Raw genomic sequence first — 23,122 nt, 5'->3', positions numbered from 1 at the left:
ACAACAACCAGCGGTCAGGGGCCGACGGGACCGGCGGTCAGGGTGGTGGTCCGCTCGACGGTCTCGTCGGGGCGGCGGGTGAGGGTCTGTTCCACCTCGGGCCCCGATGCCTCGGCCTCGACCGTGGGGGCCACCCCCACCAGACCGAGCGCCTGGGGGCTGCGAGCCACGGCGTAGAGGTCGCGGCCCTCGGCCGACCACTGCTCGGCCAGCCTCTGCCAGCCGTCGGGTCCGATGCCGACCGGGACGACGCTGGTGGGGACACCGCACCAGGCCCGCAACGCGAGGGGTGCGGTGAGACCGAGGTTGTCTTCGGGGATGACGCCGATGGCGGCATCGTCGCCGACCTCCGCACAGATCGAGGAGACGGCGTCGGCGAGGCCGGGGTGGGGCCTGGCGTCGCGGATCGGCCAGGTGGCCAGGGCAGGCGGCAGCACCAACACGACGGAGGCGACGGCCGTCGCGACCGTCGCCCGTGCCGGCACCGGGGCGAGCCTGGTGGCGGCGTCGATGACCCACCCAGCCAGCAGCACCAGCAGGGGCAGGGTGACGACCAGGTAGCGGCGCATGGCCCAGAGGTGATCGGGGCTGATCGACGGGCGCCACAGGTAGAGCACGGTCACCCCGAACCCCGCCGCCACCAGCAGGGTCACCGCCGACGGCTCGAACCGGCGCCCCGCCCGCCACAGCACGAGGGCGATGCCGACGAACCCGAGGGCGACGGCGACCGGGCCCAGGTACCAGCTCAGCCACTCGATGGAGTGCTCGGCGTAGCGCAGGGTGGGGTCGACGACCGAGCCCTCCCGGGCCTGGATGGCGGCGATGAAGTCCGAGTCGTCCCCCCGCACGGTGCTGATGGCGGGCCGCACCAACCACCCGAGCACCGCCCCCAGGCCCACCAGCACCGCGGCGGTCGCGCCCAGCGGGGCGTTCCAGCGGTCGCGGGCGCGGACCCACCACGGCGGTGCCCGGTCGGCCAGCACGACACCGGCGACGGCGAGCATCGCCACCACGACCAGCGTGCCGAGCAGCGCCAGCAGTTCGGGGGTCAGGCGCTCGAGGTAGGAGGGGCTGCGCAGGGCGAGGTCGACGAGCCCGAGCGAGATCGAGACCGCGGCTCCGGCGGCGACCGCGGCGGCGGTCCTCACCATCTCCCGACGGTCGGAGCCGGGCGCGGTCCGCAGCGCCAGCGCGAGCCACATCGGGATCAGCACCAGCAGACCCACGCCGTCGATGCGGGCCTGGAAGGTGGCACCCAGGAGCAGTCCGGCCACCGCGCCGGTGGCGAGGGCCCGGCTCGGGCGCGACAACCTTGGCCGCGACAACGTTGGCCGCGGCGACGCCGGGGACATCGCGTCGAGCAGCAGACCGAGACCGGCGAAGAGCAGGATCTGGGTGAGGGGCTCGGAGTAGGCGTCGCGGCTGAAGAACACCTGGACCGGGCTCACCGCCAGGGCAGCGATCGCGGCAGTCGCGGTCCAGGGGCGCAGCATCCGGGTGGCGAAGCTCCACACCGCGGCCAGGGCCACCGCGCCCAGCAGCGCGGGGACGATCAGCAGTCCGGTGGTCCCGCCGATCCAGTGGCCCCATGCGAGCAGCACCGGCAGCAGGTGGCTGAACTGTGGGGCCCGGGCCGAGCCGGCACGGTCGTCGACGGGGTGGAAGCCGAGGTCGGTGCGCTCCGCGGTCTCGTGGCGGGAGAACGGGTCGTCGGGGGTGGTGACGAGCAGCTGACCCTCGTCGGCCAGCCAGCGGCCGGTCGTGACATAGACCCCCGGGTCGCGGTCGGCGAGCAGGTGCTCGCCGTGGGATGCCACGTTGCTCACCGTCACCAGGCCGATGACCACCAGCGCGGCGGCCGCCGCCAGTCGGGCACTGGTGCCGGACCGGTCTCGGCTCCGGCCTCGGCCGACGGAGGTCTCGGTGGGGGTCCGAACGGCGAGGATCAGCGCGGTGCTCGCCACCACCGCGGCCACGGTGGCCGGCAGTGGGCGGAACCACCCGATGACGGCCAGCACCAGCCCGCTGGACGCGGTGCCGGCGATGGCGAGGACCACCGTGGCCACGGCCCGTCGCAGCCCCGACACCGGGGTCTGGCCATCATCGGTGGCGTTGGGCATCGCAGGCTGGTCGGTGGGCGCGGGCTCGGTCGTGATGGGCCGAGGCTAGTGTCCGCGACCGTGCGCGGAGCCTGTCCATGACCACCAACTCGAAGCATGCGGCCCGGATCTCGACGGTCATCGGCGCGCTCGTCGCGCTCGGCGGGGCGGTGTTCGTCGCCACCCGCATCGCCGGCCAGTGGCCCGAGGCCCGAGAGGCGCTGCGGGGCGCGGCGTGGGGCTGGCTGGTCCCCGCCACCCTCGCCGCCGCCGCGGGCATGACCTGGTTCGCCACCTCGTGGAGGTCCTGCATCCGGGCCCTCGGCGACGACGCCCCCATCCGGACCGTCATCGGCTGGTACTACCTCGGCCAGCTGGGCAAGTACCTGCCGGGGGGCCTGTGGCCACTGCTGGGACGCGGCGAGATGGCCACCCGCAGCGGTCTGGCCCGACCGGTCGCCTACAACAGCGTCGCCCTGTCGATGGCGGTGACCTACCTGGCCGCGGCGGTGGCGGTGGTGGTCCTGTTGCCGGTGAACGCGTCGGCGGGCGAAGGTGGCACCTGGTGGCTGCTGGCGGCGGTCCCGGTGGGCGCCGCGGCGCTGCACCCCAGCGTGCTCGGCCGCCTGCTGCGGATCGCCGAGCGGGTGCTGGGCGACGGCGCCCACCCCCGCATCCCCGCGTGGACGGTCTCGATCCGTCTCATCGCCCGCCACCTGCCGGGGTGGGCGGCGATCGGGCTGGCCACCTGGCTGGTGGCACTGGCCTTCGACCCCGACGCGCCGCTGGTGCCGGTGGTGGCGGCGGGCATCTTCTCGTGGATCGTGGGGTTCGTGGCCATCCCGGTGCCGGGCGGGATCGGTGTTCGGGAGGCCGCGTTCGTGGCCGCGGCCGGGTCGCTGGCCCCGCCGGTGGCGGCCACCGTCGCGGTGGTCTCGCGACTGCTGTTCATGGTGGTCGATGCTGGTGGGGCGGCGGTGGCAGCCGGACCGCTGCGGCCACGAACCGCGGCCCGGGCGGACCTGCGAGCGGACCGCGACGCGGAGGTCAGCGAAAGCCCTTCATCAGCTCCTTCGGCACCTCGCGGCGACGACCGGTGAGGCTCTTGATGCGCAGCACCCGAACGGCGAACCAGCGGATGTAGCGCATGAGGTGGCGGTGCAGCTCGACGGTGGCCTTGCGGACGTACAGGTACCGGTAGCGGCCGGCGCGCTGCAGCGCGAGCTTGCGCACCAGCTCGCGGTGGAACTTGGCGACCTGACGCCGGGGGGCGAGCTGGGCGGCGGGGCGGTTGGGGCCCTGGAGGTCGGGGGTGTGCACGCCGAGCTCGCGGAGGTGGTCGGCGTAGGCGTAGGCGACGTCGCCGTAGACGACGGGCCGCTTCTGGGACTCCTCGACCTCGGCGGTGGTGACGTCGGCGATGACGATCCGCTCGTCGGCGGCGAGTCGGCGGACGGTGGCCTCGGCCTCGGCGTTGCGGCAGGTGAGGAGGCTGATGCCGGTCTTGGAGGTGACCGTCGCCGGGAGCCAGGCGTCGCCGACGACGATGTCGGCGAGGAAGTTGCTGTGGTTGATGCACACGTGGCAGCGGGGCAGGTTGAACGAGCGGTCGAAGGCCACCTGGTAGCCGAAGTCGACCCGGCGGCCGATGGCGTGCTCCTCGTCGCCGGTGCGGATGCGGAGCTTGCCGATGGGACCTTCGCCCCGGTAGGCGATGTCGGTGATCTCGTCGAAGGGGATCTTCTTGAAGTGGCTGATGGCCCGCAGGGCGTGGTGGCTGTACTGCCAGCCGCACAGCAGGCCGACGGTGAACGCGATGCGGTCGCGCAGGTGGGGGGCGTGGGTGAAGACGTACTGGTAGATGCCCTCGAGCTGGCACGGGATGGCCACCACCACGTAGCGGCCCTCGTTGGCCTCGAGCAGGCGAAGGGTCTCGGGCTGGGACAGGTTGTGGTAGATCGAGCCGGGCAGCTCGTCGACACCGTCGGGGTCGGTGACGAGGCGGGGTTGGAAGTCGAGCCCGGCGACGTGGCCGAGGGCGATGACCCCGTCGATGTCGTCGCGGTCCAACAGCTCGAGCAGCAGCTCCTTGATGAGACCGCCCGACGAGGCCCGGCGGTTGCGTTCGAGGTCGGTGCTCTGGGCCAGCATCACGGCCTCGACCACCCCGAACTCGGTCTGCTCGGCGCCGGGGAACAGCTTCTCCTGCAGGCCCGCGTAGTCGACCGCGACCGCGGGGCACACCGCCGCCGCCTCCGGCCCGCCCACCGATTCGGGTTCGAAGATCTGCTTGGTGGGGTGCAGGGTGACCTTGACGGTGGGGTCGGCCAGCTCGCAGGCGCCGCAGCCGATGCACATCGACGAGGCGATGACGCCGCTGAGGTCGTGACGGATGGTGGTCAAGGGGTGCGCTCCTGGACGGGGGCGTCGGGGCTGGTCGGTGGCGGTCGGCGGGGGCGGGAGGTGGTGGCCAGCACCGCTTCGATCTCGTCGAGGTTGCGGGTGGCCGAGGCGACCACCGCAGGCAGGCCGGCGGCGATCGCGTCGGCCCGCTCACCGTGTTCGTCGCGCACCCGCTCGACGCGTTCGGCGATGCCGGCGGCGGTGAGGTCGGCGTAGTCGATGACGACGTCGTGCTGGCCGAAGCGGTCGAGCACCTCGCCGTACTTGTGGCTCCAGCCGACGACCACCACCGGGGTGGCGACGGCCAGGGCCGAGACCATGGCGTGGAACCGGGAGGTGACGAGCAGGTCGCAGCGGGCGATGACGGCCCGCAGCTCGGTTGGCAACAGGTCGAGGTCGACGAAGGTGACCCGGTCGGGGTCGGACACGCGGTCGAGCACGGCCTGGCAGACGGGGCGGTCGTCGAGGCGGGTGGGCAGTGGAGCGGTGCTGGTGGAGTGGGCGAACAGGGCGACGCGGTGATCGCCGACGTCGACGAGCCGGTCGACGAAGGCGGCCAGCTCGCCGACGTAGTCGATGTCGTTGGCGACGCAGAACCCGTCGACCACGGCGCTGGGGGCCACGCCGATCCACGGGTGGTCGCCGTCGGGCAGCAGCTCGGCGGCGCGGGCGGTGGCGGACTCGGGGACCGCCATGAGGAAGGCGAGGTCGTCGGCGGGGGTGTGGGCGATGCCGAACCGGTCGAGGTGGGCGGCGGTCTGGTCGCCACGGGACACGATCGAGTCGATGCGGGGCAGGGCCAACCGGGCGAGCACCCGGTTGAGCGGTGTGCGGAACGGACCCATGGCCTGGGAGGCCTTCACCTGGGGCCGGCCCAACAGCCACGGCACCAGGTTGAGCAGGAAGCCGTAGACACCGAAGGTGACATGGCGCGAGTCGGAGTAGGAGATGCCCGACACGTCGACCACGAGGTCGGCCCGCCGCAGCGATGCCAACGCCGGTGGTCGGCACACCCACCCCCAGGGGAGCCGGGCGAGGCGCAGCACGGCGGCGACCAGGGCCAGGGGAACGACGATCGTGGCCAGCTCGGGTGCCCGCAGCGACACTGCACGGGCCGGGCTCTTCGCCCGGGCCAGCGCGTCGGCGTCGGGTCCGGGGTAGGTGGACAGCACGTCGATCTCGACGTCGTCGAGGCGCGCCGGCAGCTGGTCGACCAGGGCCTGCACCATCGACGCCGCGCCCTTGTTCGCCGAGTAGGCCGCGCCGAGCGTGGCGATCCGCAAGGTCATGGGTGGGTCATCCTACCCCTCGGTGGCGACCCCTCCGGTGCGTGCGCGCTCGGGCCAGGGGTTCTACCCTCCTGTGGTCCCCCGCCCCGAGAGGTCGCCGTGAGTGTCGAGGTCTCTGTCCTGCTGCCCGCCTACAACGAGCGCGACAACCTCCGCGAGCTGATCCCCCGCATCCGTGAGGTGCTCGACCGGATCGACCGCACGTGGGAGATCGTGGTGGTCGACGACGGCAGCACCGACGACACCGCGACCGCGGTGGCGGACTTCGACGATCCCGGAATCCGTGCCGTGCGACTGCGGCGGAACTCGGGCAAGTCCGCCGCCCTCAGCGCCGGGTTCTCCCGTCTCGACGGCGACGTGGTCGTGTTGATGGATGCCGACGGTCAGGACGATCCCGACGAGATCCCCCGTCTGCTCGACGCCCTCGACGGCGGCCTCGACCTGGTCACGGGGCGCCGGGCCCGGCGCAACGACCGGTTCGTCAAGCGCAACACGTCCAAGGTCTACAACTGGGCCACCTCCAAGGTCAGCGGCGTCCCCGGACGTGACTTCAACAGCGGGTTCAAGGCCATGACCCGCGACGTCGCGGTGTCGCTGGAGATCTACGGCGAGCTGCACCGCTACATCCCGGTGCTCGCCCACTGGAACGGGTTCGTGGTCGGCGAGGTCGACGTCGAGCACCACGCCCGCCGACACGGGCGCTCGAAGTTCGGTCGGGCCCGGTTCTGGCGGGGGTTCCTCGACCTGGTCACCGTCAAGTTCCTCACCACCTACACCGCCCGCCCGTTCCACCTCTTCGGCGGGCTGGGGGTGCTGGTCGGCGCAGCCGGCGCCGCGCTGCTCGGGTGGATGCTGGTGCTGCGGATCCAGGGCGAAGCGATCGGTGGCCGGCCGGCACTGCTCACCGGCGTGCTGTTCGTGGTGATCGCGGTGCAGATGGTGTTCTTCGGGCTGCTGGCCGAGCTGATCGTGCACCTCCGGCGCCGCACCCACCTCGACTCTCCCGTCGAGGTGGCCAGGCCCCACGAGTTGGCACCCGACGACCCCGCGGCCTGACCGGCGCCGGGCACCTCACGAACGCGGCTCAGGAGGGCGGCTCGACCTCGAGCGCGTCTCGGGCGGCGGCCACCAGCTCGTCGCGGTCGTAGCCGCTGGTGGCCACCCAGTCGCGCAGGTCGAAGAACACGTAGCGCCCGCTCATCTGCGGGTCACCGACCAGCTCCATCAGTTCTGCCACCAGGGCGTCGCCGTCGTCGGCGAAGCCGGCCCGGTCGACCCAGATGCCGTCGAAGCCCATGCCGGCGATGACCGGAAGGGCGTCGGGCACGGCCATGGCACCCACCGTCTGCTGCCAGTCGGCCTCGGGGCGTCCCTTCACCGCGCCGTAGCTCCAGCGCAGCGACTCGGACTGGAGGTAGCCGGCGAGGTGGTCGTAGTCGACCATGCCGTGCACGGGTGGGTGCTCGGGGAACGGGATCACCGGGTACTGGAAGAGCGCGGCATCGTCGGGGAGCTGGGACTCGATCTCGCGGACGAAGCCGCGGAGCTGTTCGGTCTCGGCGGTGATCGCCTCGTAGTCGGGGCGGGTGACCCGGGCGGTGTCCCACAGGTTGAGCACCAGCAGGGACCCGAGCAGCGCCCACGCGACGACGCGGCCACCGGGACGGGGGCGGGTCCGCAGCCAGGCGACGGCCCGTTCGAGTCCGACGGCCACGATCACCAGCGAGAAGAAGGCGATGAGCACCACGATGCGGTTCCACACCCGGATCTGGGAGAAGCCGGCGATGGCGAGGACGACCGACAGGCCGCCGAGGGTGCCGAACAGCACGGCGATCATCGCGCTGGTGGCCGACACGCCGAGCAGTTGACGCCGGTCGTCGGGGGGTCGGGGGCGACGGACCAGCCCCCAGCCGAGGGCGATCACACCGGCAGCGACGAACCCGGCGGCGCCGAGCAGCCCGAGTGACTGGCCGTTCTCGCTCGGGACGGGGCTGCGGTCGATCGTGAGGCGCCCGTACTCCCCGAGGGTGTCCGAACGGTGGTTGAACTCGGGCAGCAGCACCCGGCTGAGCTTCAACCCGTAGTACTCGCTCTCGGTGACCAGTCGACGGACGCCGTCGTCGTTGGTGCCCTCCGATGCCCAGTGCAGGAACGAGGGAGCGGTCTGGACGGCGAAGACCGCGATCGTGGCCGCGACCACCGCGCCGGCGGCGGCCAGGGGTACCCAGTCGCGTTGGCGGAGGGCGACGACGATGCCGAGCGACGCCAGCACCGAGGCGCCGAAGGCGACCATCATCGTCTCCCAGGACCCGACGACCACGACGAGGATGCCGGCGGCGGCCACCATCCCTGTCCGCAGGTTGTTCCGCAGGCGGGGGTGACCGCGGGGGGTTCTGGCGTCGGGGTCGCGCAGGAACGAGCGGCGGGCGCTGGCGCACCACACGATGAGCAGCGCCATCAGCGCCACGTTGGGATAGACCGAGCGCCACAGGTGCTGTTGGTGGTGGGCGAAGTGGAAGGGAAGGAAGGTGAAGGCGACCGCCACCAGGGCGGCCACCGGCCACGAGAACCCGAGGTGGCGCAACACCAGGTGCGCAACCACCGCCGTGAGCCCGAACCCCACCAGGTAGTAGACGTTGATGGTGAGGCCCACGTCGTTGCCGAGGATCGTGCCCAGCACCTTGAGCGCCAGGAACTGGAGCTGCTCGCCGCCGTGGGGCAGATCGAGGTAGGTGCCGCCGAAGGGGGCGCCCAGGTCGGGGTTGCGGTGCCACCAGCCGTGCTCGAGGGTGTTGCGGACATAGACCTGCACCAGGCGGGCGTCGTTGGTGAGGTAGAACGGCAGCCGCAGGCTGGCCTGCCAGGCCCGGTACAGGTAGATGGCGATGGCGCTGCAGAAGGCGAACAGCCCGGCACTCTCGAGGGCGAGCCACCGTCCCCGGTCGTGCCACCAGCTCCTGGCCCGCTCGGCGGTGCCGCCACGGGGCGACGAGGGTTGCGGTGCTGCGCTCGTCGGACCCGATCGGTCGGGGCTGGAGGGCTCGGTCGAGGTCACGAGGAGGCGCGGGTGCAGCGAGCGGTTCGCTGCGGAGGCTCTACGATAGGCCGGTCCTGCTCGCTCGTCGCAAACGTCTGAGGTCCATGGTCACCCCACTCGAGGACGCTCCGCTGGTCGACGTGTCGACCCGCCCCAGTCTCCCGGCCCGGGTCAGGGCGCTGTGGCGGTCGCGCGAGCTGCTGGCGAACCTGGTCCGCAAGGAGCTCAAGGTCCGCTACAAGGACAGCGTCCTGGGATTTCTGTGGACGTTGCTGAACCCGTTGCTGTACCTGGTGGTGTTCTCGCTCGTGTTCGCCGAGATCATCCGGGTCGACGTGCCGGTCTTCGGGGTCTTCCTGCTGAGCGGGCTGCTCGCCTGGAACCTGCTCAGCGCCGGGGTCAGCGGTGGGGCGGCGTCGATCGTGGCCAACGCCCCGCTGGTGCAGAAGGTGCGCTTCAGCCGCGAGGTGCTGCCCATCGCGGTGGTCGGCGCGGCGGTGGTGAACTTCGGCCTGCAGCTCGTGGTCCTGGTGGCGGGCATGGCCGTGCTGCGTCATCCGCCCGACCTCGCCTACCTGCCGGTGCTGGCGGCGGCCTTCGTGGTGCTGGTGCTGTTGACCACCTCGCTGGCGATCGGGCTCAGCGCCATCAACGTGTCGCTGCGCGACACCGGTCACTTCGTCGAGCTCGGTCTGCTCGCCTGGTTCTGGATGTCGGCCATCGTCTATCCGTACCACCTGGTGGCCGACCGGTTGGGTGATCTCGAGTGGCTCACCCTGCTCAACCCCATGGTTCCGGTCGTCACCGCGTTCCAGCGCACGCTCTACAACCCCGATGCCGCGGGGGTGGTCCCCATCGACGTGAGCGCCTGGTGGTACCTCGCCCGCCTCGGGGTGGTGGTGGTCATCTCGCTGGTGATCCTGGCGGTGTCGGTGTGGGCCTTCGCCCGCCTCGAAGACGACTTCGCCGAGGAGATCTGATGGGTTCGGTCACCATCGAGGTGGATTCGGTCTCCAAGGAGTTCGCCCTCCGCTCCGACCGCTCGAAGTCGCTGAAGGAGCGTTTCATCGGCCGGTCGGGCCCGGTCGAGCGGTTCCTCGCGCTCGACGACGTGTCGTTCTCGGTGGTCGAGGGCGAGACGGTGGGGCTGCTGGGCCACAACGGTTCGGGCAAGTCGACGCTGCTCAAGTGCGTGGCCGGAACCCTGCGGCCCTCGTCGGGCACCATCCGCACCCGTGGCCGGCTGGCGGCGCTGCTCGAGCTGGGGGCCGGGTTCCATCCCGACCTCACCGGCCGCGAGAACATCTACCTCAACGGTTCGATCCTCGGCCTGTCGGCTCGCGAGGTCGACCGGGTCTTCGACGACATCGTCGACTTCAGCGAGCTGGCGCCGTTCATCGACAGCCAGGTCAAGCACTACTCGTCGGGCATGTACGCCCGGCTGGGCTTCGCGGTGGCGACCAACATCGAACCCGACGTGTTGCTCGTCGACGAGGTCCTGGCGGTGGGCGACGAGGCGTTCCAACGCAAGTGCCTCGACCGCATCCGACGGTTCCAGCGCGAGGGGCGCACGATCCTGTTGGTGAGCCACGCCGCCGACGTGATGCGCGAGGTGTGCGACCGGGTGGCGGTGCTCGACGGCGGGTCGCTGGTGACCGTCTCCGACCCGGGCGAGGCGATCCGGGCCTTCCGCGACGCGCTGCGACTCAGAGGGGTCGAGGCCGCCGCCGACCAACCCGCCCGGCCGGGTGAGCACCTGGTCACCCGCGAGGTGTCGTTCACCGAGGTCGCGGTCGAGTACCCCGACGGTGGCGACCACGCCGAACCCGGTGGCCGGGTGCTGGTCCGCGCCGGCTACCACGCCACCCGTCCGGTCGACGACGCGGTGTTCGCGCTCGAGATCTACAACGATCGTGGGCAGCGGCTCACCGGGGTGAACACCGACATCCTCGACGTGGCGATCGACCGGCTCGACGGCGACGGCGAGGTCGTGTTCGAGCTGACCGATGTCCCGCTGCTCGACGGGTCCTATCCGGTCAGCCTGGGGATCCACACCCACGACGGTGGCACCGAGTACGACCACCGCGACCAGCTCGAGCGCATCGCGGTGGTGAACCCCACCCGCGTCCAGGGCCGCGTCTGGTTCCCGCTGCAGGTGACCCACCGGCCCGGCACCCCACGGGGGTGACCCACCGGCCGCGGTCGGTCGGCCATACTGTGTGGGCGGGCGGAGTGCCCCCTCCGGGGTCGTACGCGTTCATCTCTCCCGAGGCACACCATGACCGCTGAACCCTCCTCCCGCCCCGCCGCCGGCACCTCCCGTCGTGCCTTCATCACCGGTGCAGGCACCTCGCTGGCCTGGGTCGCCATCGGGGGCGTCGGCCTCCCCTTCGCCCGCCAGACCCGACCCGGACTCGACGTCGAGTCCATGGCCCTCACCGACGGTGTCACCCCCTTCGCCACCAACGGCACCACACCGATCACGGTCGGTCCCGGGTGGACCACCGCGGTCGACCTGCCGCTGCCCGGCCCGATGATCACCGTGGGCTGGGACGGCGCCAACGACGCCGAGCTACGGATCCGGGGACGGGGCCCCGACGGCTGGTCGCCGTGGGTCCACGCCGTGGCCAACCCCGAGGAGGCCCCCGACCCCGGGTCGGGCGAGGGAAACGGTCGGGCCGGCGTCGGACCCATCTGGGTGGGCGACGGCACCGAGACCGTCGAGATCGAGCTGGTGCGGGGGCAGATGCACTCGGTGCGCCTCGACACCCTGCGCCCCCGCGACCCGTCGCCGGGCTGGTTCGGCCTCGCCGCCGCGGTCGCGGCGCCAGCCGGGCCCGGCATCGTCCGCCGCAGCACCTGGGGCGCGGGCGACTGGGCATCGGAGAACGGCAACTGCGGTCCCGGCCCCCGTCACGCCGACCGGCTCGAACGCCTCATCGTGCACCACACGGTGAACGTGAACGACTACTCGGCGTCGGAGGCCCCGTCGCTCATCCGGGGCATCTACCACCACCACGTCAACAACAACGGCTGGTGCGACATCGCCTACAACTACCTCATCGACCGCTTCGGCACCATCTACGAGGGCCGCACCGGCAGCCTCGACGGGCCGGTCATCGGCGGTCATGCCGCGGGGTTCAACACCGGCAGCGTCGGCATCGCCCTGCTGGGCCAGCACCACCCGGGGGCCAGCCCCCCTGCGGCCACGGTCTCCACCGCCCAGCGCCAGGCCCTCCGCCGGCTGATGGCCTGGATCTGCGGCGAGTACGGCCTCGATGCACGCGCGGCACGCTCGGCGGTGAGCCTGGGGTCGAGCCGCTACCCGGAAGACACCAGAGCGTGGCTGTCGACGGTGTCGGGCCACCGCGACGTGAGCGCCACGTCGTGTCCCGGCGACCACGTGCAGACCCAGCTCGCCTCGCTCCGCGACCAGGTCCAGCACGACGTGATCCACAGCATGCCGTTCCCGCTGCCCAAGTGGCGGCCCGCTCCCGACGAACCGGCGCTGTTCACCCTCGACGCCTACGGCGGCCTGCATCCCGCGGGCGGCCAGGGCGTGCTGCATCCCCGGCAACGCAACTACTGGTCGGGCTGGGAGGTCGCCCGCAGCGCGGTGCGCATGGATGTGGGCGGCTACATCCTCGATGCCTACGGCGGCCTGCACGGCTTCGGGCGGACGCCCGCGGTGCAGCCGTCGTTCTACCGGCCCGGCCACGCCGTCTGTGTCGATGTGGCCCGCGGTCCCGACGACTTCACCGGCTGGGTGCTCGACTGGTCGGGCGGGCTGCACCCCTTCGGCAACGTCCCCGCGGTCGCCCCGTCGGCCACCTGGCCGTTTCGCAACGTCGCCCGGGCCGTGGAGACGATCCGGGCGGGCACCGGCGGCTACGTGCTCGACGCCTTCGGTGCGCTGCATCGCTTCGGCAACGTCCCGGTGCTCGAGGGGTCCGAGCCCCGCTGGCCCAACTGGGACATGGCCCGCGACTTCTGCCTGCGACCCGACGGCACCAGCGGGTGGATCCTCGACGCCTGGGGTGGCCTCCACAGCTTCGGCGGTGCACCGCGGCACTCGTCGCCGGCCTATGAGCGCGACGTCGACCACGCCCGCAGCGTCGTGGCCTCACCCGACGGCAACGGCGGGTGGGTCATGGACCGCGACGGGTTCATCCACGCCTTCGGCGACGCGCCCACGCCGTATCACCGCTCGACCTGGCGCGGCGTCGGCATCGGCCGCGCCATGATCATCCGCCGCGACCGTCCGACCCTCACCGAGACCCAGCCCGAGGCAGAGCCAGACGAGGTGATCCGCAACCAGTAGCCCGTTCTGCCGGCGTGGCTCACCGCGCCCCACCAAACCATGTTCTGCCGGCAGGAAACGACCTCAGGGGGCCGATGGTGCCGGCAGATCCGGCGGGACCGCCCCGCCGTCGAGGCGGGACCGCAGGGCGTCGACCTCGGAGCGCAGCTCGGCGATCTCCTCGACCTGTTCGGCGACGGTGACCTCGAGGGTGGCGAGGCTGGCCCGCAGGCTGCCCACCGCTCGGGTGGCGGCGTCGGCTTCGGCGACGCCGCCGAGGTCGAGCCTGCCGGCCACCCACCTGATGCGCACCACCAGCGGGCGCAGGACGCTGCGGGCGACCGCCGCCAGCTTCCGCTTCGGGCCGCCGCCGTCGGCTGCGGTCACGCGCAGTTCCCGGTGAGGCGCTTGTACTCGGAGGTGTCGGAGAAGACCAGCATGAGCCGGCCCCGCGAGATCGCGCCGGACTCGAGTCGTGGCATCCAGTGCTCACGGCCTTCGCGGTCGGCGGGACGGTTCATGACGCTGGTGTAGACCCGGTCGAGGAAGTCGGCGTCGGAGAGCTCGCCGTAGAGGCGGTTGAACTCCGACGAGGCGGCGAAGTGGCTCGAGATGCGTTCGAGGCCCCAGCCCCGCTCGCGCCGGTCGGCCCAGAAGGCCATGCCGGCGCTGTCGTAGGCACGACCGAAGTAGGCGGTGTAGAGGCGCTGCACCGAACCGAGGCCCTCGGCGGGACAGGACACCGAGCCAGGAGACGGCGACGGGCTCGGGGCGGGTGCGGCCACGACCTGGCCGAGGACGAACCAGTCGGAGTAGAGGCCGGCGTTGCGGCGGAACTGGTTGCCGCTGATCTCGACGTTGCCGCCGCTGAACTCCAGCCGGACCCGGTCGACGCGGCCACCGTCGGGGCCGAGCCCGTTGCGGGACAGCACCGTCACCGCCTGCAGCGACCCCTTGCCGTAGCGGGACTCGAGGGTGCTGACCGGCACGTTGAGGGTCCAGGTGTGGCGGGGCGACACCTTGTCGCCTTCATCGGGCACGGCGGGGAACCAGCCACGCGAGCCGGTGGCCCCCTGGGACTTGGTGTGTCCGCCGGTGGAGGCGGAGTACTGGGAGTAGATGGGTTCGCCGCCGCGGACTCGGATCTCGCCCGCGGTGCTGGCCACGGCCTGGTTGGTGTTGGCGTGCTCGAGGACGGCGGTGGAGCCGTTCTTGCGCTCGGCTCGGCCGCCGTAGACGTGACACGAGGTGGTGTCGCAGGTACGGGCGTAGCTCCAGCGGTTCTCGGCGATGGTGTAGGTGCGGGCGGCCACCGCCTGGGCCCGCAGCGCGTGGATGCCGCCGGGCACGTCGCCCCAGCTGGCGGGGGCCTCGCGGGGCACCACGCCCCGCAGGTAGGACTCGAGGGCCACGGCGTTGACGGTGCGCTGGACGCCGCCAGGGTCGGCCACGGCGCGGATGTCGCCGCGGTACCAACGCATGTTGGACCCACCGGTGCACACGGCGAGGGTCTGGTCGAGGCTGGGGTTGGTGACCTGTGGGGCCTTGATGTGGATCTCGGAGCTGGCGATCTCGAGGCCGTCGACCCGGGTCCAGGGGCCGGCGCAGCTGGGCGCGTGCTCGACGTAGAACCGGTTGGGGGCGAAGCGGCGGAAGCGCATGGCCTTGTCGCGCTGTTGGACCGACTGGCCTTCCTTGGTGGTGATGGTCATGTTGCCCTGGGCCAGATAGGCCGAGGTGTAGCCGTCGGTGTGGGCTTCGAGGCGCACAGTGATGAGCTGGTTGCCGACCGAGCCGGCGGTGGTCTGGCCGTAGAAGTGGTTGAGGATCTGGGTGTAGCTCCACCCGTGGTCGCGGGCGTAGCCGTAGGCGCCCCACTGGCCGAGCCCCACGCCGTGGCCCCAGCCCCTGCCGTCGATGGCCAGGGCGGTGGTGGTGCCGCCGGTGCTGAAGGTGGTGACCTCGCCGTCGGGGGCGGGCGGGGTGTCGGGGATCTCGACGTGGTCGCCGGGGGCGTACTCGGTTTGGGCGCCGGCGGGGCCTGCGGCCACGAGGGTGGCACCCAGCAACGAGAGCAGTCCGGCCACCAGGAGCACGGGGCGCGCGAGGGCGGCGCTGGTGCGGGGAGCCGGGCGGGTCGAAGAGTTCTGCACTGGACAACCTCAAGGTCGGTTAACTGCCGGAGCGGCCTGCGGCCATCTCCACCCGCGCCCTACATGGCCGACACTACTCTGTCATGTCGGCAGTGTGGGGCACACACTTGAGACTTCCGTGGCTGCACCCGTAGCGCACCGGGCAGGCGGGTAGTGTGCCGCCATGCGGCGTCGCACAGCCAGAGCAGCCGCGGCTGCGGCCGCGCTGGTGGCAACCACCTTCGGGGTGGCCGTCGGCGTCGACCTCGGGATGGCCCCGGCACCGCTCCTGGCCCAGCCCACGGTCCAGTCGGGCGACCCCTCCCCCGCCGCCGAGCCGGTGCCCGAGGGCTCGGGCGGGGTCGAGCCGCTGGCCGCCGACGGGTCCGAGCCGGGGGTGGCGTTGCCCCAGCGGGGTTCGGTGTACCGGCTGTACCGGGCGTTCTTCCTCCGCGAACCCGACCTGGCGGGCCTGATCCACTGGGAGACCCGCCACCACCTGGCGGGGGTCGACCTGTGGCGGGTCGCGGAGCGCTTCGCCACCTCGTCGGAGTTCCGGGGCCGCTACGGCGAGCTGACCGACGCCGGGTTCGTCGACCTGGTGTACCACAACGTGTTCGACCGGCCGCCCGACGGTGGCGGCGAGGTCTACTGGCTGGACCGGCTGGCGGGGGGTCTTGGCCGGGGGGCGATGATGGTCGGGTTCTCCGAGTCGACCGAGATGCAGCGCCGCACCCGGTCGGTGGCGGGGCATCTGGTCGCCCCTGCACCGGCGCCACCGGTCGACCCGCTCCCCGACCACGACGACTGGTTGGGCTGGCTCAACCTGCACCGCGACGGCGCCGGGCTCGGCACACTGGCCGAGAACCCGTTGTGGAGCCAGGGGGCCGAGGCCCACGCCCGCTATGCGATCCGCAACCAGGAGCTCACCCACGACCAGGATCCGTTGCTGCCGCTGTCGTCCCCCGAGGGCCAGGCCGCGGCCGAGGCGTCCAACCTGTTCGGCGGGCTGGCGCCGCTGACCAACCAGCAGACCATCTCGGGGTGGTTGAACAGCCCGGGACACGCGGCGTGGATGCTCAACCCCGACTGGTTGGCCACCGGCTTCGGTGAGCACCACCAGCCGACCGAGCCCGGTCCGCTGCGGTGGGTGGCGGTGCTCGACGTGCTGCGGGGCACCGCCGAACCGGCCCAGGTGCCCGACCTGGTGCAGTTCCCCGGGCACGGCCAGACCGTGCACCACCGTCCCAACCACCTGTATGTGATCTTCCCGGTCCCGGTGACCGGCCCCTACGAGGCCGAGGTGCTCGTCGACGGTCAGACGATCCCCGCCGACGCCGAGCGGGTCCAGTTCGGCAACTATCCGGCCAGCACGGTGGCGATCTCGCTCGACCGGCACGTGCCCTCGGGGTCGACGGTGGTGGCCGAGGTGAGCGCCGCGTCCCAGGACACGGCGTGGACCTTCGACGTCGGGGCGACACCGCCCACCGCGCCCACGGTCAGCTCCACGACCACCCCGTCGGGGCTGATCGCCCTACGCCTGGGTCCCGGCGACGACCTCGGCCACGACGACCAGCCCGTGCACCGGGTGGTCGAGCTGTGGCAGGAGGGGGAGCTGGTCGAGCGGGCGGTGGCCGACGCCGACACCGAGCTGGTGTTCCTCCACGGCGGCCCACCGGCGCCGGGGCTCGAGATCCGCACCTGGGCCACCAACGGGGTGGGAACGAGCCCACAGCGGGTCTTCGCCTACTGATCGGCGTCGGGTGGGGGCCGGGCCGAGACGGCCAGGGCCATGACGGCCAGGGCGGGCAGGCCGATGAGGCGGTCGACCGCCGAGCCGATGACCCCGACCGAGGCGGCCAGGCCCACCAGCGGGGCGATGGCGCCGGCCAGAAGCTCGCGGACGCCGAGCCCGCCGGGGAGGATCCCGATGAGCGAGGCGAGGATCCCGGCGACGGCCAGGGCGATGGCCTGGCGGGGTTCGATGGCGAAACCCAGGGCGTGGACGACCAGCAGGTAGCGCCCGGCCCCCACCGCCACCGAGGCGACCTCGACGGCCACCAGGGCGAGCACGGGGCCGACGGGCAGACCGCGGGTGAGGGTCCAGGCCGCCACCGCGGCCCCGGCGACGACGACCACGCCGAGCAGCGTGGCGGTCAGCGCCGCAGCCCGGTGGTCGCCGTCGAGTTGCAGGATCCCGGCGGCGAGCAGGGCGACCCCGACCCACACCGCGCCGGCGACGGCGGTGGCCCACACGGCCCGGCCGGTGGTGGCCCCGCGGCGGCGCAGCGCCTGGGCCCGCACCGCGACCGCTCCGGGGAGGGGCAACAGGTTGGCGGCCGAGGCGAGGATGGCGATGCGGGTGGCTTCGACGGTGCCGACCCGGTAGCCGACGAGGCGGGCGGTGACGGCGTACTCGGCGCCGTTGACCAGGGCGGTGAGCGGCGCGGCGGCCACCACCCCCACCGCGATCAGCCACCAGCGGGGATCCTGGTCGAGGTCGGGTAGGGCGCTCCAGCCGATGAGCGCGGCGGCGACGAACGCGGCCGCGGCCACCAGGTAGAGCACGCGGTGGCCTCCGGCCCTGCGGGCGGTGAGCGCCCGGGTGGCGAGGTCGCGCCACCGGCGGCTCACGGGTGGGTGGTGTGGCCCTCGGCGACCAGGCGCCCGGTGGTGCGACCGAGGAAGGTGGCCATCTGGGCGCGGGTGACCGCCCGGTTGGGGGCGTAGAGGCCGTCGCCGACCCCGAGGGCGATGCCGGCCGCGGTGACCCGGGCGATGGCCGGCTCGTGGGTCGACCCGTCGGTGTCGGTGTAGGTGTGCTCGGCGGTGGGCAGCGGGGTGGTGGCGCGGTAGGTGGCGGTGCGGTCGAGGAAGGTGGCCATCTGAGCGCGGGTGACGGGGTCAGCGGGACCGTAGGTGCCGTCGTCGCGCCCGGCGACGATCCCGGCGGCGGCGAGGCGGTTGATGGCCCCTTCGTGGTCGGCTCCGTCGTCGTCGCCGAAGGCGTCGGGGACCGCGCCCCGGCGGGAGGGGACCCGGCCGTCGGTGGTGGTGATGAGGCGGTCGAGGAAGGTGGCCATCTGGGCGCGGGTGACCGCCCGGTTGGGGGCGTAGAGGCCGTCGCCGACGCCGAGGGCGATGCTCCATGCGGCCACGCAGCCGATGGCGTCGCCGTGGGGGGCGTCGGGGTCGACGTCGTCGAAGCCGGGGGTGGCGAGTCCGGCGGGGCACGCCTGGTCGAGCAGGATGGCGGCCCGTTCGGCGGGGTCGAGACCGGCGAGGGGGATCACCTCGCCGGCGGCGGTGACGGCGTCGAGGGGCTGGACGAGGCCGTGTCCGAACGACTGGTCGGACCCGGTGGGGCCGAGGTCGAGGGCGCTGCGGTAGAGACGGTCGCGCAGCCCGGTCGCCGAGTCGGCGGGATAGCGGGCCCACACCAGCGCGGCGGTGCCGGTGGCGACCGCGGCGGCCATGGAGGTGCCGGACTCCGCGGAGTAGGCCCCGCCGGGGGTGGTGCCGTGGATGTCGACGCCGGGGGCGGCGAGGTCGACCCATGTGGCCTGGGTGGAGAAGGTGGCCCGCTCGTCGAGCCAGGGGTCGCTTCGGGTGGGGCTCGAGGTGGCGGCGATGGCGACGGTCTCGGGCCAGGCTGCGGGGAACACCGGGGCGTTGAGCGTGCCGCCGCAGACGCCGCTGCCGCTGGAGCCGCAGTTGCCCACGGCGGCGAGCACGGCCACGTCGTGGTCGACGGCGTGCTGCACTGCGGCCTGCACGACCGGGTCCTCGCTGGTGGTGCCGAGGCTGAGGTTGATGATGTCGGCGCCCTGGGACACCGCCCACAGGATGCCGGCGGCGAGTTGGGTGTTGGTGCCCTGGCCGGAGTCGTCGAGGACCCGCACCGGCAGGATCGACACGCCGGGCGACATGCCGGCGATGCCGATGTTGTTGTCGGCGACGGCGGCGATGATGCCGGTGACGTGGGTGCCGTGGCCGAGGCCGTCGCTGACGTCGGAGTCGACGGGGGCGACGGGCTCGCCGGCGACGGGGACGAAGCCGACGAAGTTGCCGCCGGTGCGGATCTGTCCGGCCAGGTCGGGGTGGTCGCGGTCGACGCCGCTGTCGACCACGGCGATCAGGATCGGGGAGCCGTTGTCCTGGCGGCGCCCGTCGGCGTGGGTCCACACCGACTCGGCCCCGACCCGGTCGAGCGACCACTGGATGGGCCGCATGATGTCGTTGCTCATCTCGGTGAGGGCCTGGTACGTGACCTCGGGCCCCTGGGCGAGCGTGCCGGGTCGGCCGTTGGGGGTGTGTTCGATCGTGGCGGTGCCGTCGGGGCCGGCGACGAGGGCCACCACCGGACCGGTCTCGGCGGGCGGGGGGCCGGACTGGGCGGTGGCCGGGGCCGACGCGGCGACGGTGGCCAGCACCAGCAGGAGCGCGGTGGTGGCGGCGAGGGCAGTCGTGCGGCGGGTGGGACGGTCGGGGTCAGCCAACGGGCACTCCCAGCGCTCGGGTGAGGAAGCTGGCGAGCTGGCCTCGGGTGACGGTCAGCTCGGGGGCGAAGGTGCCGTCGGCGCGCCCGGTGGAGATGCCGGCGTCCATGATCGCTCCGATGCTGTGGTAATGGGGGTGACTGATGTCCACGTCGGGTACATCGGCGGGCTGGGGGTCCAAGCTGAGGGCTCGCAGCAGGAAGGTGGCCATCTGGCCCCGGTTGACCGCCGCGTCGGGCCCGAAGGTGCCGTCGGCGCGCCCGGAGGTGATGCCGGCGGCGACCACGGCGCCGATGCTGGCGTTGTGGGGGTGGTCGGCGGGCACGTCGTCGAAGTCGGCGGGGGTGGGGGTCAGGCCGAGGGCCCGGGTGAGCACGGTGGCCATCTGGGCCCGGGTGATGGGCTGGTTGGGCCCGTAGGTGCCGTCGGTGCGTCCGGAGGCGATGCCGCGCTCGGCGAGGGCGATGATGGCGTCGGCGTGGGGGGTGCCGACCAGGTCGGAGAAGGTGACGATGCCGGTGACCGAGCCGATCCAGGCGTGCACCGCGCCGGTGGTGAGGTACACCGCGGGGGTCTCGGCGCACCGCAGGGCGGTGCCGAAGCTGACGATGCCGACCTGGCGGGCCCGGCCACGGTCGTCGGTGGTGACGAGCGGACCGCCGCTGTCGCCGGTGCAGGCGTCGGCCGGGGCGTCCTCGTCGGGGGCGGCGGTGCAGCGCATGGTGGCGGGGTCGTAGACGCCGGGGTAGTCGCCCTCGCAGCGCTCGTGGGTCTGGATCGGTCACCGAGGCGGCCTGCAGCCGGGTGGGGAAGCTGGTGGTGGCGGCGTCGAGCGCACCCCAGCCGTAGACGGTGGCGGTGGTGCCGGCGGCGAGCAGGTGGCGCTGGTGGGGCCGGGCGAGGGTGATGGTCGATGCCACGGCGTCGGTGCCGGCCACCCGCAGGAGGGCGGCGTCGACCGGGGCCCGGCACTCGAAGGCTTCGCGGCCTTCGAGGGGTCCGCACTCGGCGGAATCGGGGTGGACCAGCACCTCGTCGACCGCCAGCTCGACCAGCTCGGGGGCGTCGAGGTCGGTGCTGCCGGCGCCGATGGCCACCTGGGCGGGGGCGAGCGCATCCCCGGTGGCGGGGTCGACCACGCAGTGCGAGGCGGTGAGGACCCACCCGGGGGCGACGAGGGTGCCGCCGCACACCTGACGGTCATAGGCGCTGGCCTGCCCGGCGCGCATGACGGCCACGACCCAGGGGGCGGTGTCGGGTTCGGCGTCGGTGCCGCCGACCACCTGGGCGGTGACGGTGTCGCGGTCGGCGTCGGTGGTGGCGGCCGGGGCGACCGCCGCGGTCGCCAGCACCACCAACAGCGCGACCACGGCCGCGGTCAGTGTCCTGGCCAGGGGTCGCATCGACCAATGGTCCCACGATCGGGTCCGGGGTGGCAGGGCGGGGGCGGTCATGGCAGTGCGGTGACCCCTCCGGCGACGAGCTCGGCCATGGACCGGGCGAGGAAGGTGGCCATCTGGTCGCGGCGGACCGGGCTGGCCGGGTCGTAGGCGACGGCGGTGACCCCGGCGGCGATGCCGGCCTGGGCGATGCCGTTGATGTTGCGCTCGTGGGTGTCGAGCGAGTCGTCCTCGAAGAAGTCGGCGTCGGCGGGCAGCGGGGTGCCGAGGCGGTGCTCCCAGGTGCGGGCGATGAACGACGCCATCTGGGCCCGGGTGACGGGGGCGTCGGGGCGGTAGAGGCCGTCGGAGAACCCGCCGACGATGCCCATGGCGGCCAGCCGGTTGATGTTGGGGGCGTGGGAGTGGCCGGCGGCGTCGGGGAAGGCGGCGGGCGCGGTGTCGGGGACGGTGGCCCCGGAGGCTTCGAGGAACCGGACGAGGAAGGTGGCCATCTGGCCGCGGGTGACCACCCCGGTCGGTGCGTAGCGCAGGGGCGTGACCCCCTGGGTGATCTGCCACCAGGCGACGCAGTTGACCGCGGGGGCATGCGGGTTGGCGGTGCCGAGGTCGTCGAAGGTGCTGGCGGGCACCACCGGGTCGGGGCAGGCGGGGTCGATGCTGCGGGCCGCGGCGGTGGAGATGTTGCGCCCCCACTCCGACAGCACGACCACGGCGCCGCCGACGGCCCGTTCACCGCCGGTGGGCCGGTTGCGGACCTGGCCGGCGATCACCATCGTCGAGGAGGCGCCGCCGTCGAGCATGACGCCTTCGATGGCGCCGAGGCGGGCCAGCAGCCGGGCGGCTTCGGGCAGGTTGATGCCGACGCTGTAGCCGGGCCGGTCGCCGTCGACGGTGACGAGCAGCACCTCGCCGGCGGGGGTCCAGCCGATGATGGTGCGGGGCCGGCGGCCTTGGGTGGCCGGCGCGGGGTCTTCCCACGGGAAGTGGTAGCGGCCGTTGCGCAGCAGCACCGGCGAGCCGCCGATGGCGTGGTGGGTGGGGCCGATGTCGACGGTGAGGATCGCCGAGGCGAGCCCGGCGGCGCCGTGGGCCCACATCAGCTCGAGGTCGTGGGTGCGGTCGCCCCTGGCGGCGATGACGACGTGGCCGGCCGGGATGGGGCTGTCGCCGTCGGTGCTGCGGTCGACGATCTCGAGTGGGGCCTGGCCCACCGGATGGTCGGCGCCGTCGGCGAGGCGGGCGGTGACCTCCAGGGTGCCGGCCGGGGTGCCGGTGCTGGGGCCGTAGCGGCTGGTGTAGAGCGCGGTGCCACCGTCGCGGATGCTGCGGTTGATCCGGTCGAGGGTGAGGTCGACCTCGGCGCCGGTCTGGACCCGCACGGTCCAGGTGAGCTCGTCGGTGGTGACGGCGCTGAAGCGGCGGCCGCCGTCGATGAGCACGGCGCCGTGGGTGATGTCGCCGATGCCGAAGCGCAGCTCGCCGCCGGTGACGACGGGCCCGGCGGGGAGCCCGTCGGCGAGGTGGTAGTAGTCGCCGTTGATCGCGGCGACGCAGCGGACCCGGCGACACATCGAGGTGGTGGTCTCGCGGGTGGGGGTGCGGGCCTGGTGGTCCGACGCGGTGACGATCTCGAGGCGGGCCAGCACCGAGGGGGCGAGGCGCAGGGCGTGGACCTCGGCCTGGGGCGAGCCGCGCTGCAGGCGCAGGTACTCGATCCCGGGGGTGGGTTCGGAGCGCGAGGTGACGTGGTAGCCGGTGGCGTGGGGGACCGGGTCGGCGTAGGGCTCGAGCTCGTCGGCGGCGACCGGGGCGAGGGGTGCTCCGGCGGCGACGAGGGCGATGGTGAGGGCCGCGGCGAGGCCGAGGGTGGCGGCCCGGCGGCGAGATCTGGGGGTGGGGGTCATGGTGGGCACGTTCCTCCGTGGAGACACCAGCGGTGCCGGTCGATGGGGAGGTGGCT

General features: G+C 73.1%; 17 protein-coding genes. 7 read left to right on the top strand and 10 right to left on the bottom strand.

Annotated elements, in window-relative coordinates:
- Nucleotides 1–14: 14 nt before the first annotated feature.
- Entirely contained in the window at nucleotides 15–2,120 is a 2,106-nt protein-coding gene (locus U5K29_08895) for a hypothetical protein (GenBank protein MDZ7678657.1), read from the bottom strand.
- A 77-nt stretch (nucleotides 2,121–2,197) separates the two neighbouring features.
- Here U5K29_08895 and U5K29_08890 point away from each other — a divergent pair, with 77 nt between their 5' ends.
- Nucleotides 2,198–3,199: a lysylphosphatidylglycerol synthase transmembrane domain-containing protein gene (locus U5K29_08890; GenBank protein MDZ7678656.1), complete on the top strand. Its 1,002-nt coding sequence runs from the start codon at nucleotides 2,198–2,200 to the stop codon at nucleotides 3,197–3,199.
- Here U5K29_08890 and U5K29_08885 read toward each other — a convergent pair.
- Entirely contained in the window at nucleotides 3,147–4,502 is a 1,356-nt protein-coding gene (locus tag U5K29_08885; GenBank protein MDZ7678655.1) for a Coenzyme F420 hydrogenase/dehydrogenase, beta subunit C-terminal domain, read from the bottom strand. The two genes, U5K29_08890 and U5K29_08885, sit on opposite strands and share 53 nt — an antisense overlap.
- Nucleotides 4,499–5,791 carry a polysaccharide pyruvyl transferase family protein gene (locus tag U5K29_08880; GenBank protein ID MDZ7678654.1) on the bottom strand — a complete coding sequence of 431 codons (1,293 nt, stop codon included), beginning with the start codon at nucleotides 5,789–5,791 and terminating at the stop codon, nucleotides 4,499–4,501. Before U5K29_08880 ends, U5K29_08885 begins: the two co-directional genes overlap by 4 nt.
- Before the next feature lie 99 nt (nucleotides 5,792–5,890).
- Here U5K29_08880 and U5K29_08875 point away from each other — a divergent pair, with 99 nt between their 5' ends.
- Nucleotides 5,891–6,847 (top strand): glycosyltransferase family 2 protein, encoded by a 957-nt coding sequence (locus U5K29_08875; GenBank protein MDZ7678653.1) that lies wholly within the window; start codon nucleotides 5,891–5,893, stop codon nucleotides 6,845–6,847.
- Between the two features lie 28 nt (nucleotides 6,848–6,875).
- On the opposite strand, the gene U5K29_08870 is transcribed toward U5K29_08875, so the two are convergent.
- On the bottom strand, nucleotides 6,876–8,846 hold the full coding sequence (locus U5K29_08870) for a hypothetical protein (GenBank protein MDZ7678652.1): 1,971 nt from the start codon (nucleotides 8,844–8,846) through the stop codon (nucleotides 6,876–6,878).
- An 86-nt stretch (nucleotides 8,847–8,932) separates the two neighbouring features.
- On the opposite strand from U5K29_08870, the gene U5K29_08865 reads away from it, so the two are divergent.
- From U5K29_08865 to U5K29_08855, 3 genes are all read left to right on the top strand, one after another.
- On the top strand, nucleotides 8,933–9,808 hold the full coding sequence (locus tag U5K29_08865) for an ABC transporter permease (GenBank protein MDZ7678651.1): 876 nt from the start codon (nucleotides 8,933–8,935) through the stop codon (nucleotides 9,806–9,808).
- Nucleotides 9,808–11,016: an ABC transporter ATP-binding protein gene (locus U5K29_08860; protein MDZ7678650.1), complete on the top strand. Its 1,209-nt coding sequence runs from the start codon at nucleotides 9,808–9,810 to the stop codon at nucleotides 11,014–11,016. Before U5K29_08865 ends, U5K29_08860 begins: the two co-directional genes overlap by 1 nt.
- A 90-nt stretch (nucleotides 11,017–11,106) precedes the next feature.
- Nucleotides 11,107–13,149: an N-acetylmuramoyl-L-alanine amidase gene (locus tag U5K29_08855; protein ID MDZ7678649.1), complete on the top strand. Its 2,043-nt coding sequence runs from the start codon at nucleotides 11,107–11,109 to the stop codon at nucleotides 13,147–13,149.
- 63 nt (nucleotides 13,150–13,212) lie between these two features.
- On the opposite strand, the gene U5K29_08850 is transcribed toward U5K29_08855, so the two are convergent.
- Both U5K29_08850 and U5K29_08845 read right to left on the bottom strand, forming a co-directional pair.
- Entirely contained in the window at nucleotides 13,213–13,515 is a 303-nt protein-coding gene (locus U5K29_08850) for a hypothetical protein (protein MDZ7678648.1), read from the bottom strand.
- Nucleotides 13,512–15,281: a SpoIID/LytB domain-containing protein gene (locus U5K29_08845; protein ID MDZ7678647.1), complete on the bottom strand. Its 1,770-nt coding sequence runs from the start codon at nucleotides 15,279–15,281 to the stop codon at nucleotides 13,512–13,514. The genes U5K29_08850 and U5K29_08845 overlap by 4 nt, the downstream gene beginning before the upstream one ends.
- A 163-nt stretch (nucleotides 15,282–15,444) precedes the next feature.
- Between U5K29_08845 and U5K29_08840 the strand changes: the two genes are divergently transcribed.
- Nucleotides 15,445–17,013, top strand: coding sequence for a DUF4214 domain-containing protein (locus U5K29_08840; protein MDZ7678646.1), 1,569 nt, complete (start codon nucleotides 15,445–15,447; stop codon nucleotides 17,011–17,013).
- Here the strand turns inward: U5K29_08840 and U5K29_08835 are convergent.
- The 3 genes from U5K29_08835 to U5K29_08825 are packed head-to-tail and all read right to left on the bottom strand — an operon-like array spanning nucleotide 17,007 to nucleotide 20,537.
- Nucleotides 17,007–17,894 carry a hypothetical protein gene (locus U5K29_08835; GenBank protein ID MDZ7678645.1) on the bottom strand — a complete coding sequence of 296 codons (888 nt, stop codon included), beginning with the start codon at nucleotides 17,892–17,894 and terminating at the stop codon, nucleotides 17,007–17,009. The two genes, U5K29_08840 and U5K29_08835, sit on opposite strands and share 7 nt — an antisense overlap.
- Nucleotides 17,891–19,759, bottom strand: a complete 1,869-nt coding sequence (locus tag U5K29_08830; GenBank protein MDZ7678644.1) for a S8 family serine peptidase — start codon at nucleotides 19,757–19,759, stop codon at nucleotides 17,891–17,893. The genes U5K29_08835 and U5K29_08830 overlap by 4 nt, the downstream gene beginning before the upstream one ends.
- Nucleotides 19,752–20,537 carry an S-layer homology domain-containing protein gene (locus tag U5K29_08825; GenBank protein MDZ7678643.1) on the bottom strand — a complete coding sequence of 262 codons (786 nt, stop codon included), beginning with the start codon at nucleotides 20,535–20,537 and terminating at the stop codon, nucleotides 19,752–19,754. Before U5K29_08825 ends, U5K29_08830 begins: the two co-directional genes overlap by 8 nt.
- A gap of 449 nt (nucleotides 20,538–20,986) precedes the next feature.
- Here U5K29_08825 and U5K29_08820 point away from each other — a divergent pair, with 449 nt between their 5' ends.
- Nucleotides 20,987–21,226: a hypothetical protein gene (locus tag U5K29_08820; protein ID MDZ7678642.1), complete on the top strand. Its 240-nt coding sequence runs from the start codon at nucleotides 20,987–20,989 to the stop codon at nucleotides 21,224–21,226.
- Here the strand turns inward: U5K29_08820 and U5K29_08815 are convergent.
- Nucleotides 21,210–23,066 (bottom strand): phosphodiester glycosidase family protein, encoded by a 1,857-nt coding sequence (locus U5K29_08815; protein MDZ7678641.1) that lies wholly within the window; start codon nucleotides 23,064–23,066, stop codon nucleotides 21,210–21,212. The two genes, U5K29_08820 and U5K29_08815, sit on opposite strands and share 17 nt — an antisense overlap.
- Between the last annotated feature and the right edge of the window lie 56 nt (nucleotides 23,067–23,122).

The organism is Acidimicrobiales bacterium (assembly GCA_034521975.1).
Taxonomy (GTDB): Bacteria; Actinomycetota; Acidimicrobiia; order Acidimicrobiales; family SKKL01; genus SKKL01.
Note: the sequence above shows the minus strand (reverse complement) of the source record. Positions and strands in the feature narration are given on the sequence as shown.